The organism is Massilia sp. LMS1-1-1.1 (assembly GCF_040815535.1).
Classification (GTDB): domain Bacteria; phylum Pseudomonadota; class Gammaproteobacteria; order Burkholderiales; family Burkholderiaceae_D; genus Janthinobacterium; species Janthinobacterium aestuarii.
This window is the reverse complement of sequence record NZ_JBFPNG010000001.1, coordinates 743548-769290: the sequence shown is the minus strand read 5'-3', so window position 1 is coordinate 769290 and position 25743 is coordinate 743548. Positions and strand designations below refer to the sequence as shown.

General features: G+C 65.5%; 21 protein-coding genes. 14 read left to right on the top strand and 7 right to left on the bottom strand.

All coding sequences use genetic code 11. The features are described from left to right. Positions 1–5 precede the first annotated feature (5 nt). The 6 genes from MRBLMS1_RS03515 to MRBLMS1_RS03490 all read right to left on the bottom strand — a co-directional run bounded on the left by MRBLMS1_RS03515 (position 6) and on the right by MRBLMS1_RS03490 (position 9325). Positions 6–1454 (bottom strand): efflux transporter outer membrane subunit, encoded by a 1449-nt coding sequence (locus MRBLMS1_RS03515; RefSeq protein WP_485877849.1) that lies wholly within the window; start codon positions 1452–1454, stop codon positions 6–8. After that, positions 1451–4591, bottom strand: coding sequence for an efflux RND transporter permease subunit (locus MRBLMS1_RS03510; protein ID WP_485877848.1), 3141 nt, complete (start codon positions 4589–4591; stop codon positions 1451–1453). Before MRBLMS1_RS03510 ends, MRBLMS1_RS03515 begins: the two co-directional genes overlap by 4 nt. Positions 4592–4600: 9 nt before the next feature. Continuing rightward, complete coding sequence (locus MRBLMS1_RS03505; RefSeq protein WP_128142736.1) at positions 4601–5743, bottom strand: efflux RND transporter periplasmic adaptor subunit; 1143 nt, start codon at positions 5741–5743, stop codon at positions 4601–4603. Next, entirely contained in the window at positions 5740–7203 is a 1464-nt protein-coding gene (locus MRBLMS1_RS03500) for an MFS transporter (RefSeq protein ID WP_485877846.1), read from the bottom strand. The genes MRBLMS1_RS03505 and MRBLMS1_RS03500 overlap by 4 nt, the downstream gene beginning before the upstream one ends. 121 nt (positions 7204–7324) lie before the next feature. After that, a complete protein-coding gene (gene cysE, locus MRBLMS1_RS03495; RefSeq protein WP_485877844.1) occupies positions 7325–8182 on the bottom strand; it encodes a serine O-acetyltransferase in 858 nt (285 codons plus the stop codon). Between the two features lie 285 nt (positions 8183–8467). Further along, entirely contained in the window at positions 8468–9325 is an 858-nt protein-coding gene (locus MRBLMS1_RS03490; protein ID WP_139089667.1) for an MBL fold metallo-hydrolase, read from the bottom strand. 175 nt (positions 9326–9500) lie between these two features. Between MRBLMS1_RS03490 and MRBLMS1_RS03485 the strand changes: the two genes are divergently transcribed. The 9 genes from MRBLMS1_RS03485 to MRBLMS1_RS03445 all read left to right on the top strand — a co-directional run bounded on the left by MRBLMS1_RS03485 (position 9501) and on the right by MRBLMS1_RS03445 (position 21382). Next, positions 9501–9737 (top strand): hypothetical protein, encoded by a 237-nt coding sequence (locus MRBLMS1_RS03485; RefSeq protein ID WP_485877843.1) that lies wholly within the window; start codon positions 9501–9503, stop codon positions 9735–9737. A gap of 123 nt (positions 9738–9860) precedes the next feature. Next, positions 9861–10109 (top strand): hypothetical protein, encoded by a 249-nt coding sequence (locus MRBLMS1_RS03480; RefSeq protein WP_034751890.1) that lies wholly within the window; start codon positions 9861–9863, stop codon positions 10107–10109. Positions 10110–10476: 367 nt separating this feature from the next. Then, entirely contained in the window at positions 10477–11364 is an 888-nt protein-coding gene (gene prpB / locus MRBLMS1_RS03475; RefSeq protein WP_128142739.1) for a methylisocitrate lyase, read from the top strand. Positions 11365–11433: 69 nt separating this feature from the next. Next, positions 11434–12588 (top strand): bifunctional 2-methylcitrate synthase/citrate synthase, encoded by a 1155-nt coding sequence (prpC, locus tag MRBLMS1_RS03470; RefSeq protein ID WP_035819899.1) that lies wholly within the window; start codon positions 11434–11436, stop codon positions 12586–12588. Positions 12589–12599: 11 nt separating this feature from the next. Further along, positions 12600–15194 (top strand): Fe/S-dependent 2-methylisocitrate dehydratase AcnD, encoded by a 2595-nt coding sequence (gene acnD, locus MRBLMS1_RS03465; RefSeq protein WP_485878967.1) that lies wholly within the window; start codon positions 12600–12602, stop codon positions 15192–15194. A gap of 114 nt (positions 15195–15308) precedes the next feature. After that, on the top strand, positions 15309–16499 hold the full coding sequence (prpF, locus tag MRBLMS1_RS03460) for a 2-methylaconitate cis-trans isomerase PrpF (protein WP_485877840.1): 1191 nt from the start codon (positions 15309–15311) through the stop codon (positions 16497–16499). Positions 16500–16655: 156 nt separating this feature from the next. After that, positions 16656–18212 carry an MBOAT family O-acyltransferase gene (locus tag MRBLMS1_RS03455; protein WP_485877838.1) on the top strand — a complete coding sequence of 519 codons (1557 nt, stop codon included), beginning with the start codon at positions 16656–16658 and terminating at the stop codon, positions 18210–18212. Positions 18213–18221: 9 nt separating this feature from the next. Further along, on the top strand, positions 18222–19457 hold the full coding sequence (locus MRBLMS1_RS03450; RefSeq protein WP_485877836.1) for an SGNH/GDSL hydrolase family protein: 1236 nt from the start codon (positions 18222–18224) through the stop codon (positions 19455–19457). Beyond that, positions 19454–21382: a propionate--CoA ligase gene (locus MRBLMS1_RS03445; protein WP_485878965.1), complete on the top strand. Its 1929-nt coding sequence runs from the start codon at positions 19454–19456 to the stop codon at positions 21380–21382. Before MRBLMS1_RS03450 ends, MRBLMS1_RS03445 begins: the two co-directional genes overlap by 4 nt. Positions 21383–21425: 43 nt before the next feature. Here MRBLMS1_RS03445 and MRBLMS1_RS03440 read toward each other — a convergent pair whose 3' ends face one another. Beyond that, on the bottom strand, positions 21426–22139 hold the full coding sequence (locus tag MRBLMS1_RS03440; RefSeq protein ID WP_456150251.1) for a S24 family peptidase: 714 nt from the start codon (positions 22137–22139) through the stop codon (positions 21426–21428). A gap of 149 nt (positions 22140–22288) precedes the next feature. Here MRBLMS1_RS03440 and MRBLMS1_RS03435 point away from each other — a divergent pair, with 149 nt between their 5' ends. From MRBLMS1_RS03435 to MRBLMS1_RS03415, 5 genes are all read left to right on the top strand, one after another. After that, positions 22289–22705 (top strand): FeoC-like transcriptional regulator, encoded by a 417-nt coding sequence (locus MRBLMS1_RS03435; protein ID WP_176390054.1) that lies wholly within the window; start codon positions 22289–22291, stop codon positions 22703–22705. 18 nt (positions 22706–22723) lie between these two features. Then, positions 22724–23266, top strand: a complete 543-nt coding sequence (locus tag MRBLMS1_RS03430; RefSeq protein ID WP_485877833.1) for a hypothetical protein — start codon at positions 22724–22726, stop codon at positions 23264–23266. Between the two features lie 331 nt (positions 23267–23597). Further along, positions 23598–24803, top strand: coding sequence for a phage tail tube protein (locus tag MRBLMS1_RS03425; protein ID WP_485877831.1), 1206 nt, complete (start codon positions 23598–23600; stop codon positions 24801–24803). A gap of 78 nt (positions 24804–24881) precedes the next feature. After that, entirely contained in the window at positions 24882–25325 is a 444-nt protein-coding gene (locus MRBLMS1_RS03420) for a hypothetical protein (protein WP_034751875.1), read from the top strand. 80 nt (positions 25326–25405) lie between these two features. Continuing rightward, entirely contained in the window at positions 25406–25669 is a 264-nt protein-coding gene (locus MRBLMS1_RS03415; protein WP_485877828.1) for a phage tail assembly chaperone, read from the top strand. The last annotated feature ends 74 nt before the right edge of the window (positions 25670–25743 follow it).

Sequence of the window (25743 nt, the reverse complement as noted above, 5' to 3'; positions counted from 1 at the left end):
TTATCCTAGCGCGGCACGGGCCCGTCGAAGCCGCCCGCCATGGCCGTGTAGCCATGGGCCGTGGCGATGGCCACGTCGCGGTGCGCCGTCACCAGCTGCTCCTGCGTGGCCAGCGCGATGCGTTCCGCTTCGAGCACGCCGAGCAGGCTTTCCGCGCCTTCCTGGTAGCGCACCCTGGCCAGGCGCGCGCTTTCCTGCGCCAGCTGGTGCGCCTCGCGCAATTCCGCATGGCGGCTGCGCAGCTGCACCCATTGCGCGATGGCGCTGTCCGTTTCCTCCAGCGCCAGCGCCAGCGCCTTGTCGAAGCCGGCCTGCGCGGCCAGCACTTCGGCGCCGGCCGCGCGGGCGCGGGCGCGGCGCGTGCCGCCATCGAACAGCGGCAGGGTAAAGGCGGCGCCCGCATGCCAGCGCGCCGCATCGCCGCCATTCCAGTCGCCGGCCACGCCGGAGGCGCCGAAGAGCGCGCCAAGGCTGATGCGCGGGAAGCGCTCGGCGATGGCCGCGCCTTCGCGGGCGCTGGCCGCCGCCAGCGCGCGTTCGGCCGCGCGCACGTCGGGCCGGCGCAGCAGCAGGTGGGCCGGTTCATCCGTCAGCAGGGTCTGCGGCAGCGCCAGCGGCATCGGCTGGTCGAGCGCCGCCAGTTCCGGCGCATCGAGGCGCTGCCCCGTGAGGGTCGCCAGGCGGTTGCGCGCCACCCGTTCCTCTGCATTCAGACTGGGCAGGCGGGCGCTGGCCAGGCGCATTTGCGCCTCGGCGCGCATGCGTTCGGCCGGCGCGGCGCGGCCCGCGTCCTCGCGCTCGCGCACCAGCCGCAAGGTGCCGGACTGGTTCGATAATTGCTCCTGCAGGCTGGCGCGCATCTGCTGCGCGCCGCGCAGCACCAGGTAGGCATCCACCACCTGCGCCAGGATCAGGCGCCGCACGTCGTCGCGCACGGCCGCGCGTTCGTCCGCCGTGGCCTCGGCGGCGGCGATGCTGTGGCGCACGCGGCCGAACAGGTCGAGCTCCCAACTGAAGGCGGCGTTCCACTGCACCGGCGAGGCGATATGCGGCTGGCCGTCGCTGCTCTCGATAGCGGCCAGGCGCGCGCGCCCGGCCTGGGCATCGAGATCCACCGTCGGCAGGCGTGCGCCGCGCGCCGCTTGCGTGTATTCGCTGGCGCTGGCCAGGCGCGCGGCGGCGATGCGCACGTCGTAATTGTCTTGCCAGGCGCGTTTCACCAATTGCTCCAGCCTGGCGTCGCCCAGTGCCTGCCACCACAGCGCCGGCGGCGCGCCGGCCTGCAGCTCCGGTGCGCCGGCGGCCGAGGGCAGGGCCGGCAGTTGCGCCGTGTCGAGTGCCCGCGTCGCCGTGGGTGTGCCGACGCTGCAGCCGGCCAGTACCAGCATGGCCGCCGCCAGTAGGGGCGCGGCGCGGCGCGTGTTCACATTGTTCATGCGGTGTGTGCGGCTCATGCGGCTTCTCCCAGCGCGACCGTGCGTGCGGCGGGCGCCGTGCGGCGCCTGCTCAGCAAGGTGAAAAACAACGGTGTAAACAACAGGCCCGACAAGGTCACGCCCAGCATGCCGGCGAAGACGGCCGTGCCCATCGACTGGCGCATTTCCGCGCCTGCGCCGGAAGACATCATCAGCGGTATCGCGCCCAGCAAAAAGGCCAGTGAGGTCATCAGGATGGGCCGCAGGCGCGTGCGGGCGGCGGCGATGGCCGCTTCGCGCGCATCGGCACCGGCCGCCATCGCCTGGCGCGCGAATTCGACGATCAGGATGGCATTCTTGGCCGCCAGGCCGATCAGCACCACGATGCTGATCTGCGTCAGCACGTTGTTGTCCAGGCCGCGCCACGATACGCCGACCAGCGTGGCCAGCACGCAGCTGGGCACGATCAGCACGACGGACAGGGGCAGCAGCCAGCTTTCAAACAGCGCCGCCAGCAGCAGATACACGAGCAGCACGGCCAGGCCCAGCACCATGCCGGTGCTGCCGCCCGCGTGTTTTTCCTGCAGCGCCAGTTCCGTCCATTCGTAGTCGAAGCCGGCCGGCAGGCGCGCCTTGAGCAGCTCTTCCATCGCGGCGATGGTTTGCCCCGTCGAGTAGCCAGGCTTGGTGCTGCCCTGGATTTCGGCGGCCGGATACAGGTTGTAGCGCGGCACGCGGAACGGCGCCGTGCCTTCGCTGAAGGTGGCCACGCTGCCCAGCGGGACCATGTCGCCGTTGGCGGCGCGCGTCTTCAGCGCGGCCAGGTCGGCCACGTTGCGCCGGTAGGGCGCGTCCGCCTGGGCCGTGACGCGCCAGACCCGCCCCATCAGGTTCATGTCGTTGACGAAGACGGGCGCCATGTAGCTTTGCAGGGTTTCGTTCACGCGCAGCAGCGGCACGCCCAGGTATTCGGCCTTGGTGCGGTCCAGTTCAACCTTGATCTGCGGGCTCATGGCGTTGAACGGCGTGAAGGCGCCCATCACCGAAGGCAGCTTGCCCGCTTCCTCGGCGATGCCGCGCGCGGCGGCCTGCAAGGCTTGCGGTCCCAGGCCGCCCGTGTCGCGCAGCATCAGCTTGAAGCCGCCGCCCGTGCCGATGCCGGGCACGGAAGGCGGCGGTATCACCATCACGCGCGCCGCGCTGATGGGCGCCAGCCTGGCGCGCATCGCGCCCAGCATGGCCGGGCCGTCCAGGCCATCGCTGGCGCGCGCGCCGAAGTCCTTGAACATGGTGAAGATGACGGCCGTATTGGGCGCCGACGTAAACGTGGCGCCGTCCGTGCCGACGAAGGCGGCCGTGTGGGCCACGCCGGGATGGCTCATCAGGCGGGCCGTGGCGTCCTGCACCACTTCGCTCGTGCGCGCCAGGGTCGAGCCGGCCGGCAGCTGGATCGAGACGATGGCGTAGCCGCGGTCCAGCTGCGGCACGAAACCGCGCGGCGTCACGTCCAGGCGCCACAGGGTCAGGCCCGCCAGCAGCAGGTACACGGGCAGCATCAGCCAGCGCCGGGAGAGGATGCGCCCTGTCAGCCGCACGTAGCCGCCCGTCAGGCGGGAAAAGCCGCGGTTGAAGATGACCATCCAGCGCGCGCCCAGGCTGTTGGCATCGTGCTGCGGCTTGAGCAGCAGCGCGGCCAGGGCCGGCGACAATGTCAACGAGACCAGCGCCGAGATCACGGTGGAGGCGGCGATGGTGACGGCGAACTGGCGGTAGAACATGCCGGAGATGCCGTCGATGAAGGCCGTCGGCACGAACACGGCCACCAGCACCAGCGCGATGGCGACGAGGGCGAAGCCCACTTCGTTCATGCTGCGCTGCGCCGCGGCGACGGGGCTCATGCCTTCCTCCATGTGGCGCTCGACGTTTTCCACCACCACGATGGCGTCATCGACGACGATGCCGATGGCCAGCACCAGGCCGAACAGCGACAGGGTATTGAGGGTATAGCCCATCGCGGCCAGCACCGTGAAGGTGCCGACCAGGGACACGGGAATGGCCAGGATGGGAATGATGGCGGCGCGCCACGAGCCGAGGAACAGCAGCATGGCCAGGCACACCAGCAGCGCCGCCTCGAAGATGGTGTCGCGCACCTTGTCGATCGAGGAGCGGATGAATTCGGTCGGGTTGTAATAGGCATGGTAGGCCACGTCCTGCGGGAACTCGCCTTCCATCTTGGCCAGCTGGGCCAGCACGCGGTCGCCCGTGGCCAGCGCGTTCGAGCCGGGCAGCAGGCTGATGCCCAGCGCGATGGCCGTGCGGTTGTCGACGAAGCCGCTTTCCGTGTAGTCCTGCGCGCCCATCTCGACGCGCGCCACGTCGCGCAGGCGCACCACGCCGCCGTCCGCATGGGCGGCCACGACGATCGCCTCGAATTCGGCCACGTCGCGCAAACGGCTTTGCGCCTGCACCTGCACCTGGTAGGCGCCGTCGCTGCCGCCCGGCGGCTGGTTCAGCACCCCGGCGGCGACCTGCGAGTTCGCTTGCCGCACGGCCGCGATGACTTCCGGCGCCGTCAGGCCCAGCGAGGCCACGCGCGCCGGGTCGAGCCAGATGCGCATCGAGAAGTCGCGCGCGCCGCGCGTATAGATGTCGCCCACGCCCTCGACGCGGGCCAGCTTGTCCTTGATGGCCGTGCCGATGAAGTTGGAAATGTATTGCTGGTCGCGCGTGCCTTTCGGGGAATCGAACAGCACCACCATCAGCAGGTCGGGCGAGGCCTTCTTGACGGCCAGCCCCAGGCGGCGCACGGCTTCGGGCAGGCGCGCTTCGGCCACCGCCACGCGGTTCTGCACCAGCGACTGGGCCTGCTCGACGTTGGTGCCCGGCTTGAAGACCACGCTGATGGTCAGCTTGCCGTCGCCCACCGATTGCGAGGACATGTAGAGCATGCCGTCGACGCCGTTGATTTCCTGTTCGATCGGCGCGGCGACGGTATCGGCGATTTCCTGCGCCGAGGCGCCCGGGTAGTTGGCCTTCACGGTCACCGTGGGCGGCACGATCTCGGGAAACTCCGAGATCGGCAGGCGCATGGCCGACACCGCGCCCACCAGCGTGATCAGGATCGACAGCACGATGGCAAACACGGGACGGCGGATGAAAAATTGGGAAAAGCGCATGGTCTCTCCTTATGCGCCGTTGGCGCGGGGAGCGGCCACCAGCACCTGGTCGCCGGGGCGCACCTTGGCCGCGCCGGAGACGATGACCCGGTCCTGCGGCGTGAGGCCGGACAGCACGATCTGCTTGTCGCCCTGCAGGCCGCCCAGCTCCAGCTTGCGCGGCGCCACCTTGCCCGCCGCGTCCACGACGAACACCATTTTTTTGTTCTGGTCGCTGAGGATGGCGGCGTCGGGCACCAGCAAGCGCTCCTGCGCCTTGCCGACGGGGATGCGCACGCGCGCAAAACTGCCCGGCATGACGGCGCGGTCGGCGTTGGCCAGGCTGGCGCGCAGGCGCACCGTGCCCGAGCGGGCGCTGATTTCGTTGTCGACAAAATCGACGCTGGCATCCTGGGCGGGGCCGCCGCCGTCGAGCGCCAGCTGCACCTTCGATGGCAGCTTGCTTTGCTGGCGCAGGCGCTGGAAATCCGCTTCCGACAGGTCGACCATGGCGCGCACGGGGCTGTGCGCGACGATGGTGGTCAGCACGCCGCCCTGCGCCGCGCCGCCGGCCACATAGTTGCCGACATCGACGCGGCGGTCCGACACGGTGCCGGCGATCGGCGCGCGCATGGTGGTGAAGGACAGTTCCAGTTCGGCGCTGCGCAATTCCGCCTGGCTCAGCATGACGGCCGCCTGCGCGCCTTCCAGTTCGCCGCGCGCCCGTTCCAGCTCCTCGGTGCTGGCCGCGCCCGTTTGCTGCAGCCGGCTGCTGCGCTCGAACTGGGCCTTGGCCAGCTTGCTGCGCGCATTGGCCTGGGCCAGGCTGGCCTGGGCGCGGTCGCGCGCCGCCGCGAAGGGGCGCGGGTCGATGACGAACAGCGCATCGCCGGCCTTGACCTGCTGGCCGTCGCGAAAGGCGATCTGCTGCAAATAGCCGGACACGCGCGAGCGCACTTCCACGCGCTGCGACGGTTCGATGCGGCCCGTGTAGTCGAGGGTGGCCTGCACCATTGACGTTTCCGGCAGCGCCACGGACACGGTGGGCTTGGGTGGCGGGCCGCCAGGCGCGGCCTGGGAACGGCCGCAGCCGGATAAGGTGGCGCTGCAGGCCAGGGCCAGCAGCAGTAACAGCGGGACGGGCAGGGACGGAATCGGACGGGGGCGCATCATGCGGGGTCTCCAGAAGGCGTAGGGGGCTTGGCCAGGGCGCGGCCGAGCGTGAAAATGGCCAGCGCGGCGAGTATCAGCGCGCTGGCGACGGCAAAGGTGGCGTGCATGCCACGGATCATGGCGGCTGGCTGGGCGCTGGCGAGATCGCTGGCGCTGGCGAAAAAAGCGAAGACGGCGCCCATCACGGAGGCGCCCGTGACGAGGCCCAGATTGCGCGACAGATTGAGCATGCCGGAAATGAGGCCGCGCTGGTCGGGGACGATGTCGCCCATCACGGCCGTATTGTTGGCCGCCTGGAACAGCGCGTAGCTGGCCGTGAGCAGCATGATCGGTGCGACGTAGCCGGGGATGCCCAGGCTGGCGGGCATCAGCGACAGCGCCAGGCAGGCGGCGGCTGCGCCGCACAGGCCCGCGCCGCCCATGCGCTGCGCGCCGTAGCGGTCCACCAGCCAGCCGGACGGCACGCCGCAGAACGCCGCCACCAGCGGTCCGGCCGCCAGCACCATGCCGGTGACAGCCGTGCCCAGACACAGGCCGCGCGCCAGGTAGAACGGGCCAACCACCAGCGTGGACATCATGACCGTCGACACCAGCATGCTGGTCGCCAGGCCGGCGCTGAGCACGGGCGCGCGCAGCATGGCCAGGCGGATCAGCGGCGCCGGCGCCTTCAGTTCCACATACACGAACAGGGCGGCGCCCACGCAGGCGGTCAGCAGCAGCGCCACGTTGCGCATGCCGAAATGGCCGCGCCCCAGGGTCATGGCCAGCGCATAGGCGGCCAGGGTCAGCGCCAGCAGCAGGGTGCCGCGGTGGTCGAACACGGGCCGCTTGGCGTTGGCGCCGCGCTGGTCGGTCGGTAGGAAGCGCCAGGCCATCAGCAGCGCCACGCCGGCCAGCGGCACGTTGACGAGAAAGATAGATTGCCAGCCGAAGCGGGCGATCAGCAGGCCGCCCAGCGCGGGGCCAAGCGTGGTGCCGACGGCCGACATGGTGCCGAGCAGGCCCATGGCGCTGCCCGTCTGCGCCTTGGGCACGATGCTGCCGACGAAGGCCATGGTCAGCGCCATCATGACGGACGCGCCCAGGCCCTGCAGCGCGCGCGCGGCGACCAGCAGCCACAAGGTGGGCGCCAGCGCACACAGGATGGAGGCAACGGCGAACAGGGCGATGCCGGCCAGCAGCAGGCGGCGCCGGCCGATCATGTCGCCGAGGCGGCCCACGCTGACGATCAGCGCGGTGATGGCCAGCAGGTAGGACAGCACGATCCATTGCACATCCTGGAACGGCGCATGCAGGGCCCTGGCCATGTCGGGCAGGCCCACGTTGGCGATGCTGGTGCCCAGCGCGGGCAGCAGCATCGCGAGGGACAGGCTGGCAAGGGCGCCGCGCACGGGTCGCATGGCGGCGCCGGCCGGGGAGGCCTGCTGGCTCGGTGGTACGGGTTTTGACGGCGAATTCATAAGGGGGCTTATCCATCCAATAAGAGTCATTACATGGTACTGAGGGATTTGGCATGGCGGAAGACGCACAAGTTGCACTTTGTTGTTGCGTTTGACGCCATGTATGGTGCGATGGGCAGCGCTACAGCATCTGGTCCATCTCGAAGGCGGGCAGGCTGTCGGCCTGGTGGTAGCGGACGATGCGCCCGGGAATGCCGGCCACGGTGCAATGCGCGGGCACGTCGCGCAGGACCACGCTGCCGGCGGCCACCTTGCTCATGGCGCCGATTTCGATATTGCCGAGGATCTTGGCGCCCGCGCCCAGCATCACACCCGAACGGATCTTCGGATGGCGGTCGCCATGCTCCTTGCCGGTGCCGCCGAGCGTGACGTTTTGCAGGATGGAGACGTTGTCGTCGACCACGGCTGTTTCGCCGATGACGATGCCGCTGCCATGATCGAGCATGATGCCCGCGCCGATGCGCGCGGCCGGATGGATGTCGATACCGAAGACGCTGGCCGCATGGCTGGACAGAGAATACGCCGCCTCGCTGCGGCCCGCCGTCCACAGATGGTGCGCCATGCGGTAGGTCTGCAGCGCATGAAAACCCTTCAGGTTCAGCAGTGCGTGCAGGGCGTCGGGGCAGGCCGGATCACGCTGCGCGATGGCCGCGAGGTCGGCCGCGATGCTGGCCAGGATGGGTGGCTGCGTGCTTAAAATATCCTCGAACAGGGGGCGCAGCACGGCCGGGCGCATGTCGCGCGCGCCCAGGCGCTGCGCCAGGACGGCGGCAAGCAGGCCGGCGGGGCTGTCGTGCGGCAGTATCAGCTCGTCGAGCATGGGGCGCAGCAGCGGCTCGCGCGCGGCGAGCCGTTGCGCCAGCCCGCGCATTTGTTCCCAGGCGCAGTCCCCGCTGGCGGGCTGGCTGGCTGCGGCGGCGTCGATGCGGCGCAGGGGCGGCACGGGCGGCAGGGGGCTGGCGTATGTCAAGTAAGTCATCGTGGCGCCTGTCCAGGCAAAGGAAGGAAAAGTGGAGCGCCTGGCAACAAGGCCGGCGCCGGCTGGCAAGTGCCCAAGGCCCGGAAGGCCGGGCTGCGCGGATTGCGGGTACACGATAAGCCGCCGCAGGGGACGAAGCAAATCGTAAATACTGAGCGCGTGGCTCACGATTCCTGATGCTTGGGGGAGGGGGCGTGCGGCGAACGTGGCGCTACCGGCCTGGCAGCCTGCGGCGCCAGGGGCGGAAGAAGGGAGAGAGGGAGCGGGCCGTGGCCCGCGTGGGAGTTACAGCGCGTTGAGCGGAATCTTCAGGTAGCGCACGCCATTGTCTTCCGGCTCGGGCAGTTTGCCCGCATTGATGTTGACCTGGATGGCGGGCAGGATCAAGGTCGGCATGTCGAGGGTGGCGTCGCGGCTGGTGCGCATGGCCACGAACTGTTCTTCCGTGATGCCGTCGCGCAAATGGATATTGCTGGCCCGCTGTTCGGCCACCGTCACTTCCCAGCGTGCTTCGCGGCCGTTGGGCGGGTAGTCGTGGCACATGAACAGCCGCGTCTGCGGCGGCAGCGACAGCAAGCGCTGCGCGGAGCGGTACAGCAGGGCAGCGGAGCCGCCGGGGAAATCGCAGCGGGCCGAGCCCACGTCCGGCATGAACAGGGTGTCGCCGACGAACACGGCGTCGCCGATCTGGTACGCCAGGTCGGCCGGCGTGTGGCCGGGCACGTGCAGGGCGCGCACTTCCAGCTGGCCGATATGAAAGACCTGGTCGGGCGCGAACAGCTGGTCGAACTGCGAGCCGTCGGCCCTGGCGCCGTCCTGGTGGTAGACGGCAGCGAACGCCTGCTGCACCGTCTGGATGGCGGCGCCGATGGCCACGTCGCCGCCCAGCTGCTGCTGCAAATAGGGCGCGGCGGACAGATGGTCGGCGTGCGCGTGGGTTTCCAGCAGCCAGCGGCACTGCAAGCCATGTTCGCGCACGAAGGCGATCACCTTGTCGGCCGAGGCGGTCGAGGTGCGGCCTGCTTTCGGGTCGTAGTCGAGCACGGAATCGATGATGGCGCAGTCCCGGCCATCGGCCTCGTAGACAACATAGGTGACGGTGGCGGTGGCGGGGTCGAAGAATGCTTGGATTTGTGGAGTCATCACGGCGGCAGGGGGCGGGCAGGGAATAACATTATATCGCCAGATTTCGTTCAAAAAATGTTGAAAATTAACATTTAACATGCGGAAAACAGATAAGCGAGGGGCTATGCGCGCGACTACCGTGCGCACCCTGTGTCTTGCTGCGTGCTAACCTCATTCTTCCAAGGAGGAATTCATGAACGATATCACTGCACGCAGCGAACAATACCGCGGTTTTACGATTTCCGTGACCCCGCAAAAGGATAACGACGACTTATGGGATTTTACCTACCGCCTGCAGCGCGAAGGTCAACCCGAGGCGCAGGCGATCACGCGCAGCCGCACCCTGGGCGGCTATGCGGCGCCCGAGACGGCTTGCACGGCGGGCCTGGAAGTGGCCAGGACGGAAGTGGACAATTTGCTGCGCCCTTGAGCCAGCATAAATCGTTTAGCCCGAAAGTGCGCCTGGCGACGGCTGGCGCGTGAAACACGTCGCTGCCAGTCGCGCTTCATGCTACGATTTCCAGTATTGAGTCAGTCACCAAGGAGGCACCCCATGAATAGCAGTTCTAAAATTCACTATAAAGGCTGGGAAATCGTTCCCCTGGCCGTGCCCACCACCGATGGCAAATGGTCGGCCAGTTGCGACATCGAACGCGCCACGGCGGAAGGCCTGGAAGTGTTCGAAGGCTCGACCATGCAGTTCGTGCGCGACGACGAGGAGGGCGCCATTGCCGCCGCCTGCGAAGAGGCCGTGCGCCAGATCGACAATATCATCGCCAATCCGCTGGTGCGGCTGGCCTAGTTTGCCTTGGTAGTATCAGTTGTATCAGATGTATAAATCAGCCGGCGCCCGCCGGCTGTTTTTTTGCGCATCTTGCCAGCCTGGGCTTTCATCGCCTTGTCTGCGCGTCTGTTTCGTGTTTCAATAAATGTTTCAAAATGAGTTTCGTGAAACAATAGTGAAACATTTTTGCCGCCAAACGTGATATCGCTGTTCCGCTGCGCCACAGCGCATGGTGCGTGGCCTCATGGCCGTTTGCCTGCCTTTTCACTCTGCATTCGACGGTTTCCGTCCAGCCTGAAGGGTCCTGGCACGGCATTTGCAATACTGATGCTCATAGCCACTCCGTGAAACATTCGGGACCATCCGAAACCCATAAGGTGAACACATGACTCAATACTCCGCAGGTGCCGCATTCCGCAAGGCCGTCCAGGAAGAATCCCCGTTGCAAGTCGTCGGCGCCATCAACGCCAACCACGCCTTGCTGGCCAAGCGCGCCGGTTACAAGGCCATCTACCTGTCCGGCGGCGGCGTCGCGGCCGGCTCGCTGGGCTTGCCCGACCTGGGCATTTCCAGCCTGGACGACGTGCTGACCGACATCCGCCGCATCACCGACGTGTGCGACCTGCCGCTGCTGGTCGACGCCGACACGGGTTTCGGTGCATCGGCCTTCAACGTGGCGCGCACGGTGAAATCGATGATCAAGTTCGGCGCGGCCGGCCTGCACATCGAAGACCAGGTGGGCGCCAAGCGCTGCGGCCACCGTCCGGGCAAGGAAATCGTGAGCAAGGAAGAAATGGTCGACCGCATCAAGGCGGCCGTCGATGCGCGCACGGACCCGAACTTCGTCATCATGGCGCGCACCGATGCGCTGGCCGTCGATGGCATGGAAGCGGCACTGGAACGCGCCGTCGCCTGCGTCGAAGCGGGCGCCGACATGATCTTCCCGGAAGCCATCACGGACCTGGACATGTACGCCACCTTCGCCAAGGCCGTCAACGTGCCGATCCTAGCCAACATCACGGAATTCGGTTCCACGCCGCTGTTCACCCTGGACGAACTGCGCAGCGCCCACGTGGGCCTGGCGCTGTACCCGCTGTCCGCCTTCCGCGCCATGAACAAGGCGGCGGAAAACGTCTACCAGGCGCTGCGCCGCGACGGCACGCAAAAGAATGTGCTCGACACCATGCAGACGCGCATGGAGCTGTATGAATCGATCAATTACCACGATTTCGAGCAAAAACTCGATGCGCTGTTCGCCGCGCAAAAGAAATAAACAGAAGCAGGGGCCGCATGCCGGCCCCGCAGTGACGCAACCGAGACTAGTCAATTTTTGGAGAAATCAATGAACGCACCGCAAGCCGCCACTTTCAAGCCTAAAAAATCCGTCGCCCTGTCCGGCGTCACCGCCGGCAACACGGCGCTGTGCTCGGTCGGCAAGACCGGCAACGATTTGCACTATCGCGGCTATGACATCCTGGACGTGGCCGACAGCTGCGAGTTCGAGGAAATCGCCTACCTGCTGGTGCACGGCAAGCTGCCGACGTCCGCCGAACTGAAAGGCTACAAGGCCAAACTGAAATCCTTGCGCGGCTTGCCGTCGGCAGTGAAACTGGCGCTCGAAGCGCTGCCCGCCGCCGCCCACCCGATGGACGTGATGCGCACGGGCGTGTCCGTGCTGGGCTGCACCCTGCCGGAAAAAGACGACCATAACGCACCGGGCGCGCGCGATATCGCCGACCGCCTGATGGCGTCGTTCGGCTCCATGCTGCTGTATTGGTACCACTACAGCCATAACGGCAAGCGCATCGAAGTGGAAACGGACGACGATTCGATCGGCGGCCACTTCCTGCACTTGCTGCATGGCGAAAAACCGTCGGCGTCGTGGGAAAAAGCCATGCACACCTCGCTGATCCTGTACGCGGAACACGAATTCAACGCCTCGACCTTCACCAGCCGCGTGATCGCCGGCACGGGCTCGGACATCCACTCGGCCATCACGGGCGCCATCGGCGCGCTGCGCGGCCCGAAACACGGCGGCGCGAATGAGGTGGCGCTGGAAATCCAGAAACGCTACGATAACCCTGACGAAGCGGAAGCGGATATCCGCGAGCGCGTGGCCAACAAGGAAGTGGTGATCGGCTTCGGCCACCCCGTCTACACGATCTCCGACCCGCGCAACGTGGTCATCAAGGAAGTGGCCCGTTCGCTGTCGCAGGAAGCCGGCTCCACCAAGATGTTCGACATCGCCGAGCGCCTGGAATCGGTCATGTGGGAAATCAAGAACATGTTCCCGAACCTGGACTGGTTCTCGGCCGTGTCCTACCACATGATGGGCGTGCCGACGGCGATGTTCACGCCGCTGTTCGTCATTTCGCGCACCTCGGGCTGGGCCGCCCACATCATCGAGCAGCGAATCGACAACAAGATCATCCGCCCGAGCGCCAACTACGTGGGCCCGGAAGACCTGGAATTCGTGCCGATCAAGGACCGCAAATAATGAGCACCCCCATGAATACCTTGCACCGCAAATCCTTGCCGGGCACCCAGCTAGACTATTTCGACACGCGCGCCGCCGTCGATGCGATCCAGCCAGGCGCCTACGCCACCTTGCCCTACACCTCGCGCGTGCTGGCGGAAAACCTCGTGCGCCGCTGCGACCCGGCCACCCTGGACGCTTCGCTGAGCCAGTTCATCGAACGCCGCCGCGACCTCGATTTTCCGTGGTTCCCCGCCCGCGTCGTCTGCCATGACATCCTGGGTCAGACGGCTCTGGTCGACCTGGCCGGCTTGCGCGACGCCATCGCGGCCCAGGGCGGCGACCCGGCGCTGGTCAACCCGGTGGTGCCCACGCAGTTGGTGGTCGACCACTCGCTGGCCGTCGAATGCGGCGGTTTCGACCCCGACGCCTTCGCCAAGAACCGGGCCATCGAAGACCGCCGCAACGAAGACCGTTTCGATTTCATCGACTGGACCAAGAAGGCGTTTAAAAACGTCGACGTGATCCCGCCGGGGAACGGCATCCTGCACCAGATTAACCTCGAGCGCATGTCGCCCGTGATCCAGGTGCAGGATGGCGTGGCCTATCCCGACACCCTGGTCGGCACGGATTCGCATACGCCGATGGTCGACGCGCTGGGCGTGATTGCCATCGGCGTGGGCGGCCTGGAAGCGGAAAGCGTGATGCTGGGCCGCGCTTCGTGGATGCGCCTGCCCGACATCATCGGCGTCAAGCTGACGGGTAAACCGCAGCCGGGCATCACGGCCACGGACACGGTGCTGGCGCTGACGGAATTTTTGCGCAAGCAGAAGGTCGTCTCGTCCTACCTGGAATTCTTTGGCGAGGGCGCATCGCACCTGACCCTGGGCGACCGCGCCACGATTTCCAACATGGCACCGGAATTCGGCGCCACGGCCGCCATGTTCTACATCGACGCGCAAACCATCAAGTATCTGAAACTGACGGGCCGCGACGACGAACTGGTGAAACTGGTGGAGCTGTACGCGAAAGAGACGGGCTTGTGGGCCGACAGCCTGGTGGATGCGCAGTACGAGCGCGTGCTGACGTTTGACCTGTCGTCCGTCGTGCGCAATATCGCCGGCCCTTCGAATCCGCACAACCGCGTGCCGACGTCGGAACTGGCCGCGCGCGGCATTTCCGGCGTGGTCGAGAACGAACCGGGCAAGATGCCGGACGGCGCCGTCATCATCGCGGCGATTACCAGCTGCACCAACACGAACAACCCGCGCAACATGATCGCCGCCGGCCTGATCGCGCGCAATGCGAACCGCCTGGGCCTCACGCGCAAACCCTGGGTGAAATCGTCGCTGGCGCCAGGCTCGAAAACCGTGGAACTGTATCTGCAGGAAGCGGGCCTGATGCCGGAGCTTGAAACATTGGGATTTGGTGTCGTGGCGTTTGCCTGCACCTCGTGCAACGGCATGTCGGGCGCGCTCGACCCCGTGATCCAGGATGAAGTGGTATCGCGCGACCTGTACGCCACGGCCGTCCTGTCGGGCAACCGCAACTTCGACGGCCGCATCCACCCGTACGCGAAACAGGCTTTCCTCGCCTCGCCGCCGCTGGTGGTGGCCTACGCGATCGCCGGCACCATCCGCTTCGATATCGAGAAGGATGTGCTGGGCCATGACGGGGACGGCAAGGCCATCACGTTGAAAGATATCTGGCCATCGGACGAGGAAATCGACGCCATCGTCGCGTCCAGCGTCAAGCCGGAGCAGTTCCGCAAGGTGTATATCCCGATGTTTGCCGCGCAGGCGGACGACGGCATCAAGGTCAGCCCCCTGTATGACTGGCGTCCGCAGACGACGTATATCCGCCGTCCGCCGTACTGGGAAGGCGCGCTGGCTGGCGCACGCCCGTTGAAAGGCATGCGTCCGCTGGCGGTCCTGGGCGACAACATCACGACCGACCACTTGTCGCCATCGAATGCCATCATGCTCGATAGCGCGGCCGGCGAATACCTGGCGAAGATGGGCTTGCCCGAGGAAGACTTCAATTCCTACGCCACGCACCGGGGCGACCATTTGACGGCGCAGCGCGCCACGTTCGCCAACCCGACCCTGAAAAACGAGATGGTCATCGAGGACGGCAAAGTGAAGGCGGGTTCGCTCACGCGCATCGAGCCGGAAGGCAAAATCTCGCGCATGTGGGAAGCCATCGAAGTGTACATGGAGCGCAAGCAGCCATTGATCATCATCGCCGGCGCCGACTATGGCCAGGGTTCATCGCGCGACTGGGCCGCCAAAGGCGTGCGCCTGGCCGGCGTGGAAGCCATCGTGGCCGAAGGTTTTGAACGCATCCACCGCACCAACCTGGTGGGCATGGGCGTGCTGCCGCTGGAGTTTTTGCCTGGCGTGAACCGCAAGACCCTGGGCCTGGACGGCAGCGAAGCCTATGACGTCGTCGGCGAGCGCACGCCGCGCTCCACCCTGACCCTCGTCATCCACCGCAAGAACGGCGAAACGGTGCAAGTGCCCGTCACCTGCCGCCTCGATACGGCGGAAGAGGTGTCGATCTATGAGGCCGGTGGCGTGCTGCAACGGTTTGCGCAGGATTTCCTGGAGTCGTCGAAGGCAGCGTAGGGGTGATGCGATCGCACAATCCACCCCAAAGGCAAGGTCTGGGGTCGGACCCTCAGGGTCCGACCCCGGCATTTCGCCGTTGGGTTTAATCAGTCATTCAACGCAGGAACTCTAATGACCCACACCCCCCAAATCAAAATTCCCGCCACCTATATGCGCGGCGGCACCAGCAAGGGCGTGTTCTTCCGCCTGCAGGATTTGCCCGCCAGCGCGCAAGTGCCGGGCGCGGCGCGCGATGCCTTGCTGCTGCGCGTGATCGGCAGCCCCGACCCGTACGGCAAGCAGATCGACGGCATGGGCGGCGCCACCTCGAGCACCAGCAAGACGGTGATCCTGGCGAAAAGCAGCAAGCCGGAGCACGACGTCGACTACCTGTTCGGCCAGGTGTCCATCGACAAGCCGTTTGTCGACTGGAGCGGCAACTGCGGCAACCTGTCGGCCGCCGTTGGCTCGTTCGCCATTGCCAGCGGGTTGCTGGACGCCGCCCGCGTGCCGGCAAACGGTATCGCCACGGTGCGCATCTGGCAAGCCAATATCGGCAAGACCATCATCGCCCACGTCCCCATGACGGAGGGCGAAGTACAGGAAACGGGCGACTTCGAGCTCGATGGCGTGACCTTTCCGGCCGCCGAAGTGAAACTGGAATTCCTCGATCCGGCCGCGGAGGAAGAGGGCGGCGGTGGCGCAATGTTCCCCACCGGCAACCTCGTCGATGACCTCGACGTGCCCGGCATCGGCGTCTTGAAAGTCACGATGATCAACGCCGGCATCCCGACGATTTTCATCGACGCGGACGCCATCGGCTACACGGGCACGGAGCTGCAGGACGCCATCAACGGCGATCCGGCCGCGCTGGCCCGCTTCGAGACCATCCGCGCGCATGGCGCCCTGCGCATGGGGTTGATTTCCCACCTCGATGAAGCGGCGAAACGCCAGCACACGCCGAAAGTGGCATTTGTCGCCAGGCCGGCCGGCTATGTCTCGTCCAGCGGGAAGAACGTGGAAGCGGGCGATATCGACCTGCTGGTGCGCGCCCTGTCCATGGGCAAGCTGCACCACGCCATGATGGGCACGGCCGCTGTCGCCATCGGCACGGCGGCAGCCATTCCCGGCACCCTGGTCAACCTGGCGGCCGGCGGCGGTCCCCGCAACTCGGTGCGCTTCGGCCACCCGTCCGGCACCCTGATGGTGGGCGCGGAGGCGGCGCTGGCCGATGGCGCATGGAGCGTCACCAAGGCCATCATGAGCCGCAGTGCGCGCGTGCTGATGGAAGGGGTCGTGCGCATACCCGGCGACGCGTTTTAAGCTGCCAGGCGAAACAGGCGGATGCGCATGCAGATTAGTTGATATTTCTGCTAGCAAAGAAACTGAGCGACAAGGAAAATGGGGGGCGTCAGCCGCGATGCGCGTGAGCGTAGTGCAGGCGCTGGCCGCCTCCCACGCTTCCTGACTGGTGAACAGATGCTATTTAACTCCTACGTCTTCCTGTTTGCCTATCTGCCCATCACGGTGGCGGGATTTTTCATCCTGGGACGACGCAGCCAGTCATGGGCCGCCGCCTGGCTGGCCGGCGCCTCGCTGTTTTTCTATGGCTGGTGGGACTACCGCTACCTGCCGCTGCTGCTCGGCTCCATCGTCTTCAATTACGGTTGCGCCACCTTGCTTGGGCCGGGACGCATCCGCCACCGCAAGGGCCTGTTGATCGCGGCCATCGCCGCCAACCTGGGCATGCTCGCCTATTACAAGTATGCGGGTTTCTTCGTTGCCAGCCTGGCGCAATTGCTGGCGCAACCGATGCCCGTCCTGCACGTGGTGCTGCCGATCGGGATTTCGTTTTTTACGTTTACGCAGATCGCCTTCCTGGTCGATACCTACCAGGGCAAGGCGCGGGAAAGCCGCTTTGTCCACTATCTGCTGTTCGTCACGTATTTTCCGCACCTGATCGCCGGCCCTGTGCTGCACCACAAGGAGATGATGCCGCAGTTCGCCGACAAGCGGATATTCCGGCTCTCGGCCAGGAATGTGGCCATCGGCTCGACGATTTTCATCATCGGGCTGGCGAAAAAAGTACTGGTCGCCGATAACATCGGCCCGTACGCAGCGCCCTTATTCAGCGATCCGGCCGCGCCATCGCTGCTGGCCGCCTGGGGCGGGGTACTGGCGTACGCGTTCCAGCTGTACTTCGATTTCTCCGGCTATTCCGACATGGCCATCGGCTTGTCGAGATTATTTGGCGTGCGCCTGCCGCTCAATTTCGACTCGCCCTACAAAGCGCGCAATATCGCGCAATTCTGGCGCCGCTGGCACATGACCCTGTCCCGCTTCCTGCGCGACTACCTGTATATCCCGCTGGGCGGCAAGCGCTGCGGCCCCACGCGGCGCTATCTGAACCTGATGATCACCATGGTGCTGGGCGGCCTGTGGCATGGCGCCGGGTGGAATTTCATCGTCTGGGGCGCGCTGCATGGCGCTTACCTGGCTATCCACAAGGGCTGGGGCACGGTGGCGCGCACGCTTCACCTGCCGTCCGATACGCGTGCGGGCAATGTCGTGGCGACTTGCCTCACTTTTACCGCCGTTTGCATCGCCTGGGTTTTCTTCCGGGCTCCCGATATGGCCAGTGCCCTGACAATATTAAAAGGCATGGCCGGCGGCTACGGCCTTGCGTTGCCCGATGCGCTGGCTCCCTATCTGCTGCCAGTGCAGCCCGTGTTCGCGTCGATGGGCGTGTCCTTCTATCTGGGCGGCGGCACGGCATTTGTGGAAAGCTGGACGTGGATCGCGATGGCCGCCGTGCTGGTTTTCGCCATGCCCAATACGCAGCACATCATGCGGCGCTTCGAGCCGGCGCTCGATTTCCAGGACGGCCAGGCTGCGGCAGGGGCGGGCGGCTTGGGCGTCTTGCGCTGGCTGACCTGGCGCGCGTCGCCTGCGTGGGCAGCCGCCATCGCCGCACTGGCACTGGCGAGCATGCTGGCCTTGAACCGGCCCGCCGAGTTCCTGTACTTTCAATTTTAGGGGACCGCCATGACACGCTCCCCGTTCAGGTTTTATCTGCTCACCTTGCTGCTCCTGCTGGTGTCGGGGGCCATCGTCGTTTGCGCCTTTGTGCTCATCGTCGACCCGTATGGCGTGTATGGGGTCGTGCGCCGCGATCATTTCAATGCCGTCAAGCCGGGCCTGACCCGCTACCAAAGCCAGATCAAGCAGGAACATGCGCTGCGTCTGCGGCCGCAATTCATCATCCTGGGGAACTCGCGCGCCGAGATCGGCTTCGACCCGCGTGCCAGCGCTCTTGCCGCGCTGGGCGCCGGCTACAACCTGGCGATACCCGGCACGGGGCTGGCCACGTCCGCCAGCCAGTTCGGGCAATTGCGCCAGGCTGGCGTCAAGCCGCGCACGGTCATCGTGGGTATGGAGTTCACCGACTTTCTCAATCCCGCCGTTGCGCCAGCCGTACGCCAGGCACCAGCGGCCGCTGCGCCCGCGCATGGCCGCGCCGACTGGCGCTTCGATGCGCTCTTTTCGCTGGCCTCCGTCAAGGATGCCGTGCACACGCTGCGCATCCAGCATGACGGCGAGGCGGCGACCATGTCGGCCGACGGCTTCAATCCCTTGCTCGACTATGGCGCCCATGCGCGCCGGGACGGCTACCACAAGATGTTCGCGCAACGGGCCCGGGAAAGCGCCGCCAACTTGGGCCGCAAATCGACGCGCGGCCTCGCCACCGAAGACTTCCAATTGTTGCGCACCTTCTTGCTGGCGATGGCGGCCACGCAGGCCGACATCAAGCTGGTGATCTATCCGTATCACGCGCAAATGCTGGCCATGTTCGAGGATGCGGGGCTGTGGCCCTTGTTCGAGGAATGGAAAGCACAGCTGGTGCTGGCAATTGGCGAGGTCAGGGCGCGGTACCCGGACGCGCACATTTCCCTGACTGATTTCAGCGGTTATGGCGCATACAACTGCGAGCCGATACCCGCCGCCAACGAGCGGAGCAAGGCCACGCGCTGGTACTGGGAAGCGGGGCATTTCAAGAAGGCGCTGGGCGACATCGTGCTGCGGCGCGTGATGTCGCCACAGGAAACTGCGCCGGACGATTGGCAGTTCGGCATGCCGCTCGATGCTGCCAGACTGGAGGCAAACCGCGTGCGGATCGCGCAGGAACGCGGCAGCTGCGTGGCGGCGCAGCCGGGATTGTTTGCAAGGCAGCTGCTGGCTGAACAGCATGGCCATGGCGGGGGGGCGCAGATGAACAGATAAGTAAAAAAGCACGAAAAACAACCACCACCGGAGGAGACATGAATTTCGCAAGTTTTTATCAACGCTCGATCAACACGCCTGACGCTTTCTGGCGCGAGGAAGCGGAAAAGATCGACTGGAACACCCCGTTTTCGCAAGTGCTCGATTATTCCCGGCCGCCGTTCGCCAAATGGTTCGTCGGCGGCACGACGAATTTGTGCCACAACGCCGTTGACCGCTGGGTGGCTAGCCAGGGCGATGCCGCCGCGCTGATCGCCATTTCCACCGAAACGAACACGGAGCGGACCTACAGCTTTCGCGAGCTGCAGCGCGAAGTGGAGCGCTGCGCCGCCATGTTGCTGTCGCTGGGCGTGGTCAAGGGCGACCGCGTATTGATCTACATGCCGATGATCGCCGAGGCGGCGTTTGCCATGCTCGCTTGCGCGCGCATCGGCGCCGTGCATTCCGTGGTCTTCGGCGGTTTTGCCGCCAACAGCCTGGCCAGCCGCATCGACGATGCGCAGCCAAAATTGGTGTTTTCCGCCGATGCCGGTTCGCGCAATGGCAAGGCAATCGCCTACAAGCCGCTGCTCGACGAAGCCATCCGCATCGCCGCGCACAAGCCGCAACAGGTGTTGCTGGTCGACCGCCATCTCGTGCCGATGGAACTGACGCCGGGCCGCGACGTCGATTACGCGGCCTTGCGCGAGCGGCATCTGGACGCACGGGTGCCCGTCACCTGGCTCGAATCGAACGAGCCCTCGTATGTGCTCTACACCTCGGGCACGACGGGCAAACCGAAGGGCGTGCAGCGCGACGTGGGCGGCTATGCGGTGGCGCTGGCGTCGTCGATGCAGTACAACTTCTGTGGCAAGCCCGGCGAAACCTTCTTTGCCACCTCGGATATCGGCTGGGTCGTGGGCCATTCCTACATCGTGTATGGCCCGCTGATCGCCGGCATGGCTACCATCCTGTACGAGGGCTTGCCCGTCTGTCCCGATGCGGGTATCTGGTGGAGCATCGTCGAGAAATACCAGGTCACGCGCATGTTCTCGGCGCCGACGGCCATCCGCGTGCTGCGCAAGCACCCGGTGGAACTGATGCGCAAATACGACCTGTCCTCGCTGAAGGCGCTATACCTGGCGGGCGAGCCGCTCGATGAAACCACGTCGCAATGGATCGCCGATGAACTGAAAGTGGACATCATCGACAACTACTGGCAGACGGAGACGGGCTGGCCGATTTTATCCGTGGCGAAAGGCGTGGCCGACACGCCGACGCGCCTGGGCAGCCCGGGCCTGGCCATGTACGGCTACCAGGTCAAGCTGCTCAACGAAGCGACGGGCGAGGAGTGCGGCGCCAACGAGAAGGGCGTGCTGGTGCTGGAAGGCCCGCTGCCACCGGGCTGCATGCAGACCGTGTATGGCGACGATGCGCGCTTCGTCGACACCTACTGGTCCACCTTCAGCGGCCGGCAAGTGTATTCCACGTTTGACTGGGGCGTGCGCGATGCGGACGGCTATTACTTTATTTTGGGCCGTACGGACGACGTGATCAACGTGGCCGGCCACCGCCTGGGCACGCGCGAAATCGAGGAAAGCATCACCAGCCATTCGAACGTGTCGGAAGTGGCCGTCGTGGGCGTGGAAGACAAGCTCAAAGGGCAGGTGGCGATGGCCTTCGTGATCCTGAAGGACCCGCGGGGCTTCGACAGCGCGGAAGCGAAAGCGGTGCTGGAACGCGAAGTGATGGCCGTCGTCGACCGCCAGCTGGGCGCCGTGGCGCGGCCCGCGCGCGTGCTGTTCGTGGCGCAGCTGCCGAAGACGCGCTCGGGCAAGCTGCTGCGCCGCTCGATCCAGGCCATCTGTGAAGGACGCAGCCCGGGCGATCTGACGTCGATGGATGATCCGGCCGCGCTGCAGCAGATCCAGGCAGCGCTGGCATAGCGCCACGATGAAAGCGATGTTTATCAATCGATAAACTTCGCTTTCAGATACGGTCGCTTTCCTTGCGCACGACCCGGCCCACGATCAGGCATTCATTGCCGCGGCACAGCTTGCGGTGGTATTTGCGCTGATCGGGGTTGTCCGACGTCAGCCACCATTCGCCGATATCGCGCGCCATGCGCTTGACCACCGGCTCGCCTTCATAATTGATGGCAAACACGATGCCGTCGGCCGGCCGGTTGTCGGCCGTATTGATGATCACCACGTCGTCCTCGTACAGGGCCGGCTCCATGCTCTCGCCCTTGACCTTGATCGCCACCAGTTTTTCAGGGTGGTAGCCATTGCGCTCGACCCAGCTGCGCGGCACGCTGATGGTGCTGCCGTCGTGCGTTTCCGGCTCGATGGCAAAGCCCGTGATGCCGGCCGACAGCCGCAGTTTCACCTTGCGGATCGGGTAGAAGCGTTCATCCTCGCCATCTTCCACGACCACGGGCTGCGCGCCGGCCAGCGCGCGCGCGGCCATGGCCGCCTGGTCGGGCGCCGCGCCCTGGTCGAAATACATGCTGCCCAGTTGCAGGTCCGCTTCCAGCTTGCGCGCGATCTTTTCGCTGAATGCGCGTCCCTCGCGGTAGGTGGGCGAGAGGATTTGCGAGATGCGCGCCTCGCTCCAGCCGCTGACGTCGGAAATTTTCTTGCGCGTGTTGTCGTAGTGCTCGCGGATCAGGGCCAGCAGGCGGTCGCGTCTGTATTGATACATATTCATCTCCACATTAAACCTGAAATTTACCGTTTGATAAATTACCAAATGCTTGACTTTAACATTAGCGATTGATAAAGTCCACTTGTTGCCTGTCGCAAACGCACTACAGCGTCTGCCGGTTGGCGACACTACGGGAGGTCAGGCAGATGTTGAACAGCAGTCAGTTGGTTGAAAGCAGGGCGGCGCCACGGCAGGGGCGCCAGTTACAGGGACGCAGCAAGAAGTCGCAGCTGCATATCGCCCGCATCGCGCAGTACATCCGCGAGCAGGGCCAGGCCAGCGCGGCGCAGTTGTCCGCCTTGCTGGGACTCGATGCGGGCACCATGAGCCGCTATCTGCGCCACATGTGCGGCATGGGGCAGATCCACCTGGCGCAGCGCCATTGCACGGAGCCGGGACGCCAGCGGCCCGCCCTGTACGCGCTGGGCGAGCAGGACGACGAGGTCGACGGCTGGGCCGAGCTGCCGCCGCAAGTGCGCCGCACGGCCAGCTGGGCACGCGGCACGGCCAGCCGCGATCCGCTGGTGGCGGCGCTGTTTGGCCCGGCACAGAATAACGATTAGTATCAACGAGGAGATATCATGGGATTCGCAGAAAAATTCATCGCATCGCTGTCATCGCAGAACCTGCGCGACGATGCCGTCCACCACGACCTGGACGTGATCGCGGCGGCCGCGCTGGCCGGCGACATGGGCGCCTTGCTGTGCCGCGTCAAATACGCGGACGGCACCATCAGCCGCCTGTTCGAAGGCAATGCGGGCAACCTGGCGCAGCTGCTGCGCGCCTGGACGGCGGCCGTGACGCAGAAAGGCCGCGCGCGGCGCTGGGTCAAGGCGCAGACGGCCTGGGATGCGCAGGCGGCCAATACCTTGTACCGCCGCGTGGCCGAAGCGTCGCTCGCGCATTGGCTCGACAGCAAATGCAAGGTCTGCCACGGCACGGGCGTCGTCGCCGCCATGCAGACCGGCGCGCCTGTCGTTTGCAAGGCGTGCCACGGTGGGGGCGAAGCGGCCATCAGCTGCTCCGGCGGCTTCGAGCTCGAACGCATCAAGGACATGGTCAGCGAGCTGGAAGGCATCTTCCAGTCGCACGGTGCCCGCGCCATGCGCCGCCTCGGTCACTGAAATTTTTTTTGCAATATGCCTGGCACTGAAAAAAACGCCCCTACAATAGAGTCTCGATCACGCAGCAACAGAAACACCGGCAACACAGCAGTACACCACATGCTTCTCCACTCGTAATAGACGCGCTTTCGGCGCGACACCGATAGGGGAAATCAGCGCAGCGAACGGCCTTCATGGCCCCTTCGCACAACATCCATCCGGCATGGCCCCATGCCATCCGGACGCCAGCCCGCCGCCTCACCGCGCGCGGGCTTTTTCGTTTCATCTCCCATTTTTCAGTTTCTCCCACAAGACCGCCCCGGCGGTTTTCATCCCACGAAAGGTATTACTTATGGCACTGACAGCAAACGGCATCGACAGCGTGATCGTTATCAGCAAACAAAGCGCGGAAGGCAGCAAGGCCGCCGCCGGCGGCGGCCAGATTTATCCCCGCGTGACGGCCACCTTCGACACGGAAGCGGACAAATACGCGAGCGCCGAAATCGACGCCAGCCAGCAACAGGGCGATACCCGCCTGGGCAACTTCCGCACCACGGGCGCCATCAAGGCCGAAGCAGCGTGCGGCACGTATGCGCCGCTGATGGCCGCGCTGCTGCGCCGCGACTTCACGGCGGGCGGCGTTGCTGCCGCACAAACGACCATCGCCGCTGCCGCCTCCGGCCTGACGCGCAGCGCCGGTTCCTGGCTGGCCGAAGGCTTCCGCGCCGGCAGCGTCGTGCGCATCACCGGCATGACGGCGCCGGCCGCCGCCAACAACGCGAAGAACTTCTTCGTCACGTCGGTGACGGCCACCAACCTGAATGGCCAGTTCATGGACGGCTCGGCCATGATCGTCAAGGCGGCCGGCGACTCGGTCGGCGTGGCGGCCATCGGCAAGCGCAGCTTCACCCCGTTGACCGGCCATACCACGGACTGGTTCACGGCCGAAGTGCAGGACCCGAACATCGGCGTGCACCGCAGCTTCGTCGACCAATTGGTCAGCAAGATGGACATCGCCGTGCAGCCGAACGGTATCACCAGCCTGGACTTCACCCTGATGGGCAAATCGGAATGCCCGACCACGGCCGTGCCGCATTTCGCCACGCCGCTGGCCGCGCCGGGCACCGGCAAATTCTCGGGCGCCACTGCGATGCTGTCTGTGAACGGCATCCCGTCGCAAATCTGCACCGGCATGTCTGTCTCGCTCGATGGCCAGGTCAAGGTCGACCCGGTGATCGGTTCGAAGTACGCCACGGCCGCCTCGCGCGGCAAGGTGATGGGCTCGGGCCAGTTCACGGTGCTGCTGCAGGACGCCACCTACCTCGACTACTTCAAGTCCGAGACGGAAATCCCGCTGGCCTACGCCATGGCGTCGGGCACGGCGCCGGCCGCCGACGTGCTGGCGCTTGCCATGGGCCGCATCAAGATCACCTCGGCCAAGATCGACGACGGCGAGAAAAACAAGATCGTCACCTGCGCCTTCGACGTCCTGCGCTACAAGGGTACGGACGCGCAGCATGAAGCGACCACCCTGACCATCCAGGACAGCGCGCTGTAAGCAGCTAGCGCCTGCACCGGGGCCGCCGCGATGGCGGCTTTTTTTATATTTTTCTACTTCATCCAGAAAGCATCACACATGAACAACGCGCAAAAAATCCAGGCAGGTTTCGACATCGGCAATATCCACGCGGCTGCCACGCCCGTCACCTTCGACGTGCCCGTCATCTTCGATGCGGACGGCGAAGCGGTGGCCGGCCTGACCATCGTCGGCAAGAACAGCGAACAATACCGCGTCGCCAACAACGCCGTGCGCGCCGAAGGCTACAAGAAATCGGCACGCCGCAAGACGGCCATCGACGCGTCCACCGACGAAGGTGCGGAACTGCTGGTGCAAGCCATCGACGGCAACCAGAAGCGCCTGGCACTGGCCGTGGTCACGGGCTGGTACGGCTTCACCAGCAACGGCGCACCCGTACCGCTCGATCCGGCGCTGTTGGAAGCGGCCTTTGAAAAGTACCCGACCTGGCAGGAAAAAGTGACCACCGCGCTGGAAAACGAGTCGAATTTTTTGAAACTCTGACGGCCAGCCTGCTGCGCTACGCCGGGCACCAGTTCGAGCGCGGCGCACGGGCGGCCGATGGCCATGCCAAGGGCGAGCATATGGATGCCGCCCGGCGCCATCCGCTGTACCGCGCGCCGCCCGAGGAGGCGACGCCGCCGATGCCGTTCGAGCTGGCCCACGTGTGGGAATGGTTCGCACAATTGAACCGCAAGCGGCAGAACGGCATGGCCGCCAACCCCATCGCCAGCACGGAAATCCTCGCCTGGCAGGCGCGCCACGCCATCGCCATCGAGCCGTTCGAGCACCAACTGCTCGACCAGCTCGACGCGCTGTTCCTGTCGCATCAGCATGCGGCGGGCTGACCCGCATTTTCCAACCTGGCCGCCATGCGCGGCCTTTTTTATGGGCCAAACATGCCAGAGATAACTGAGTTAAA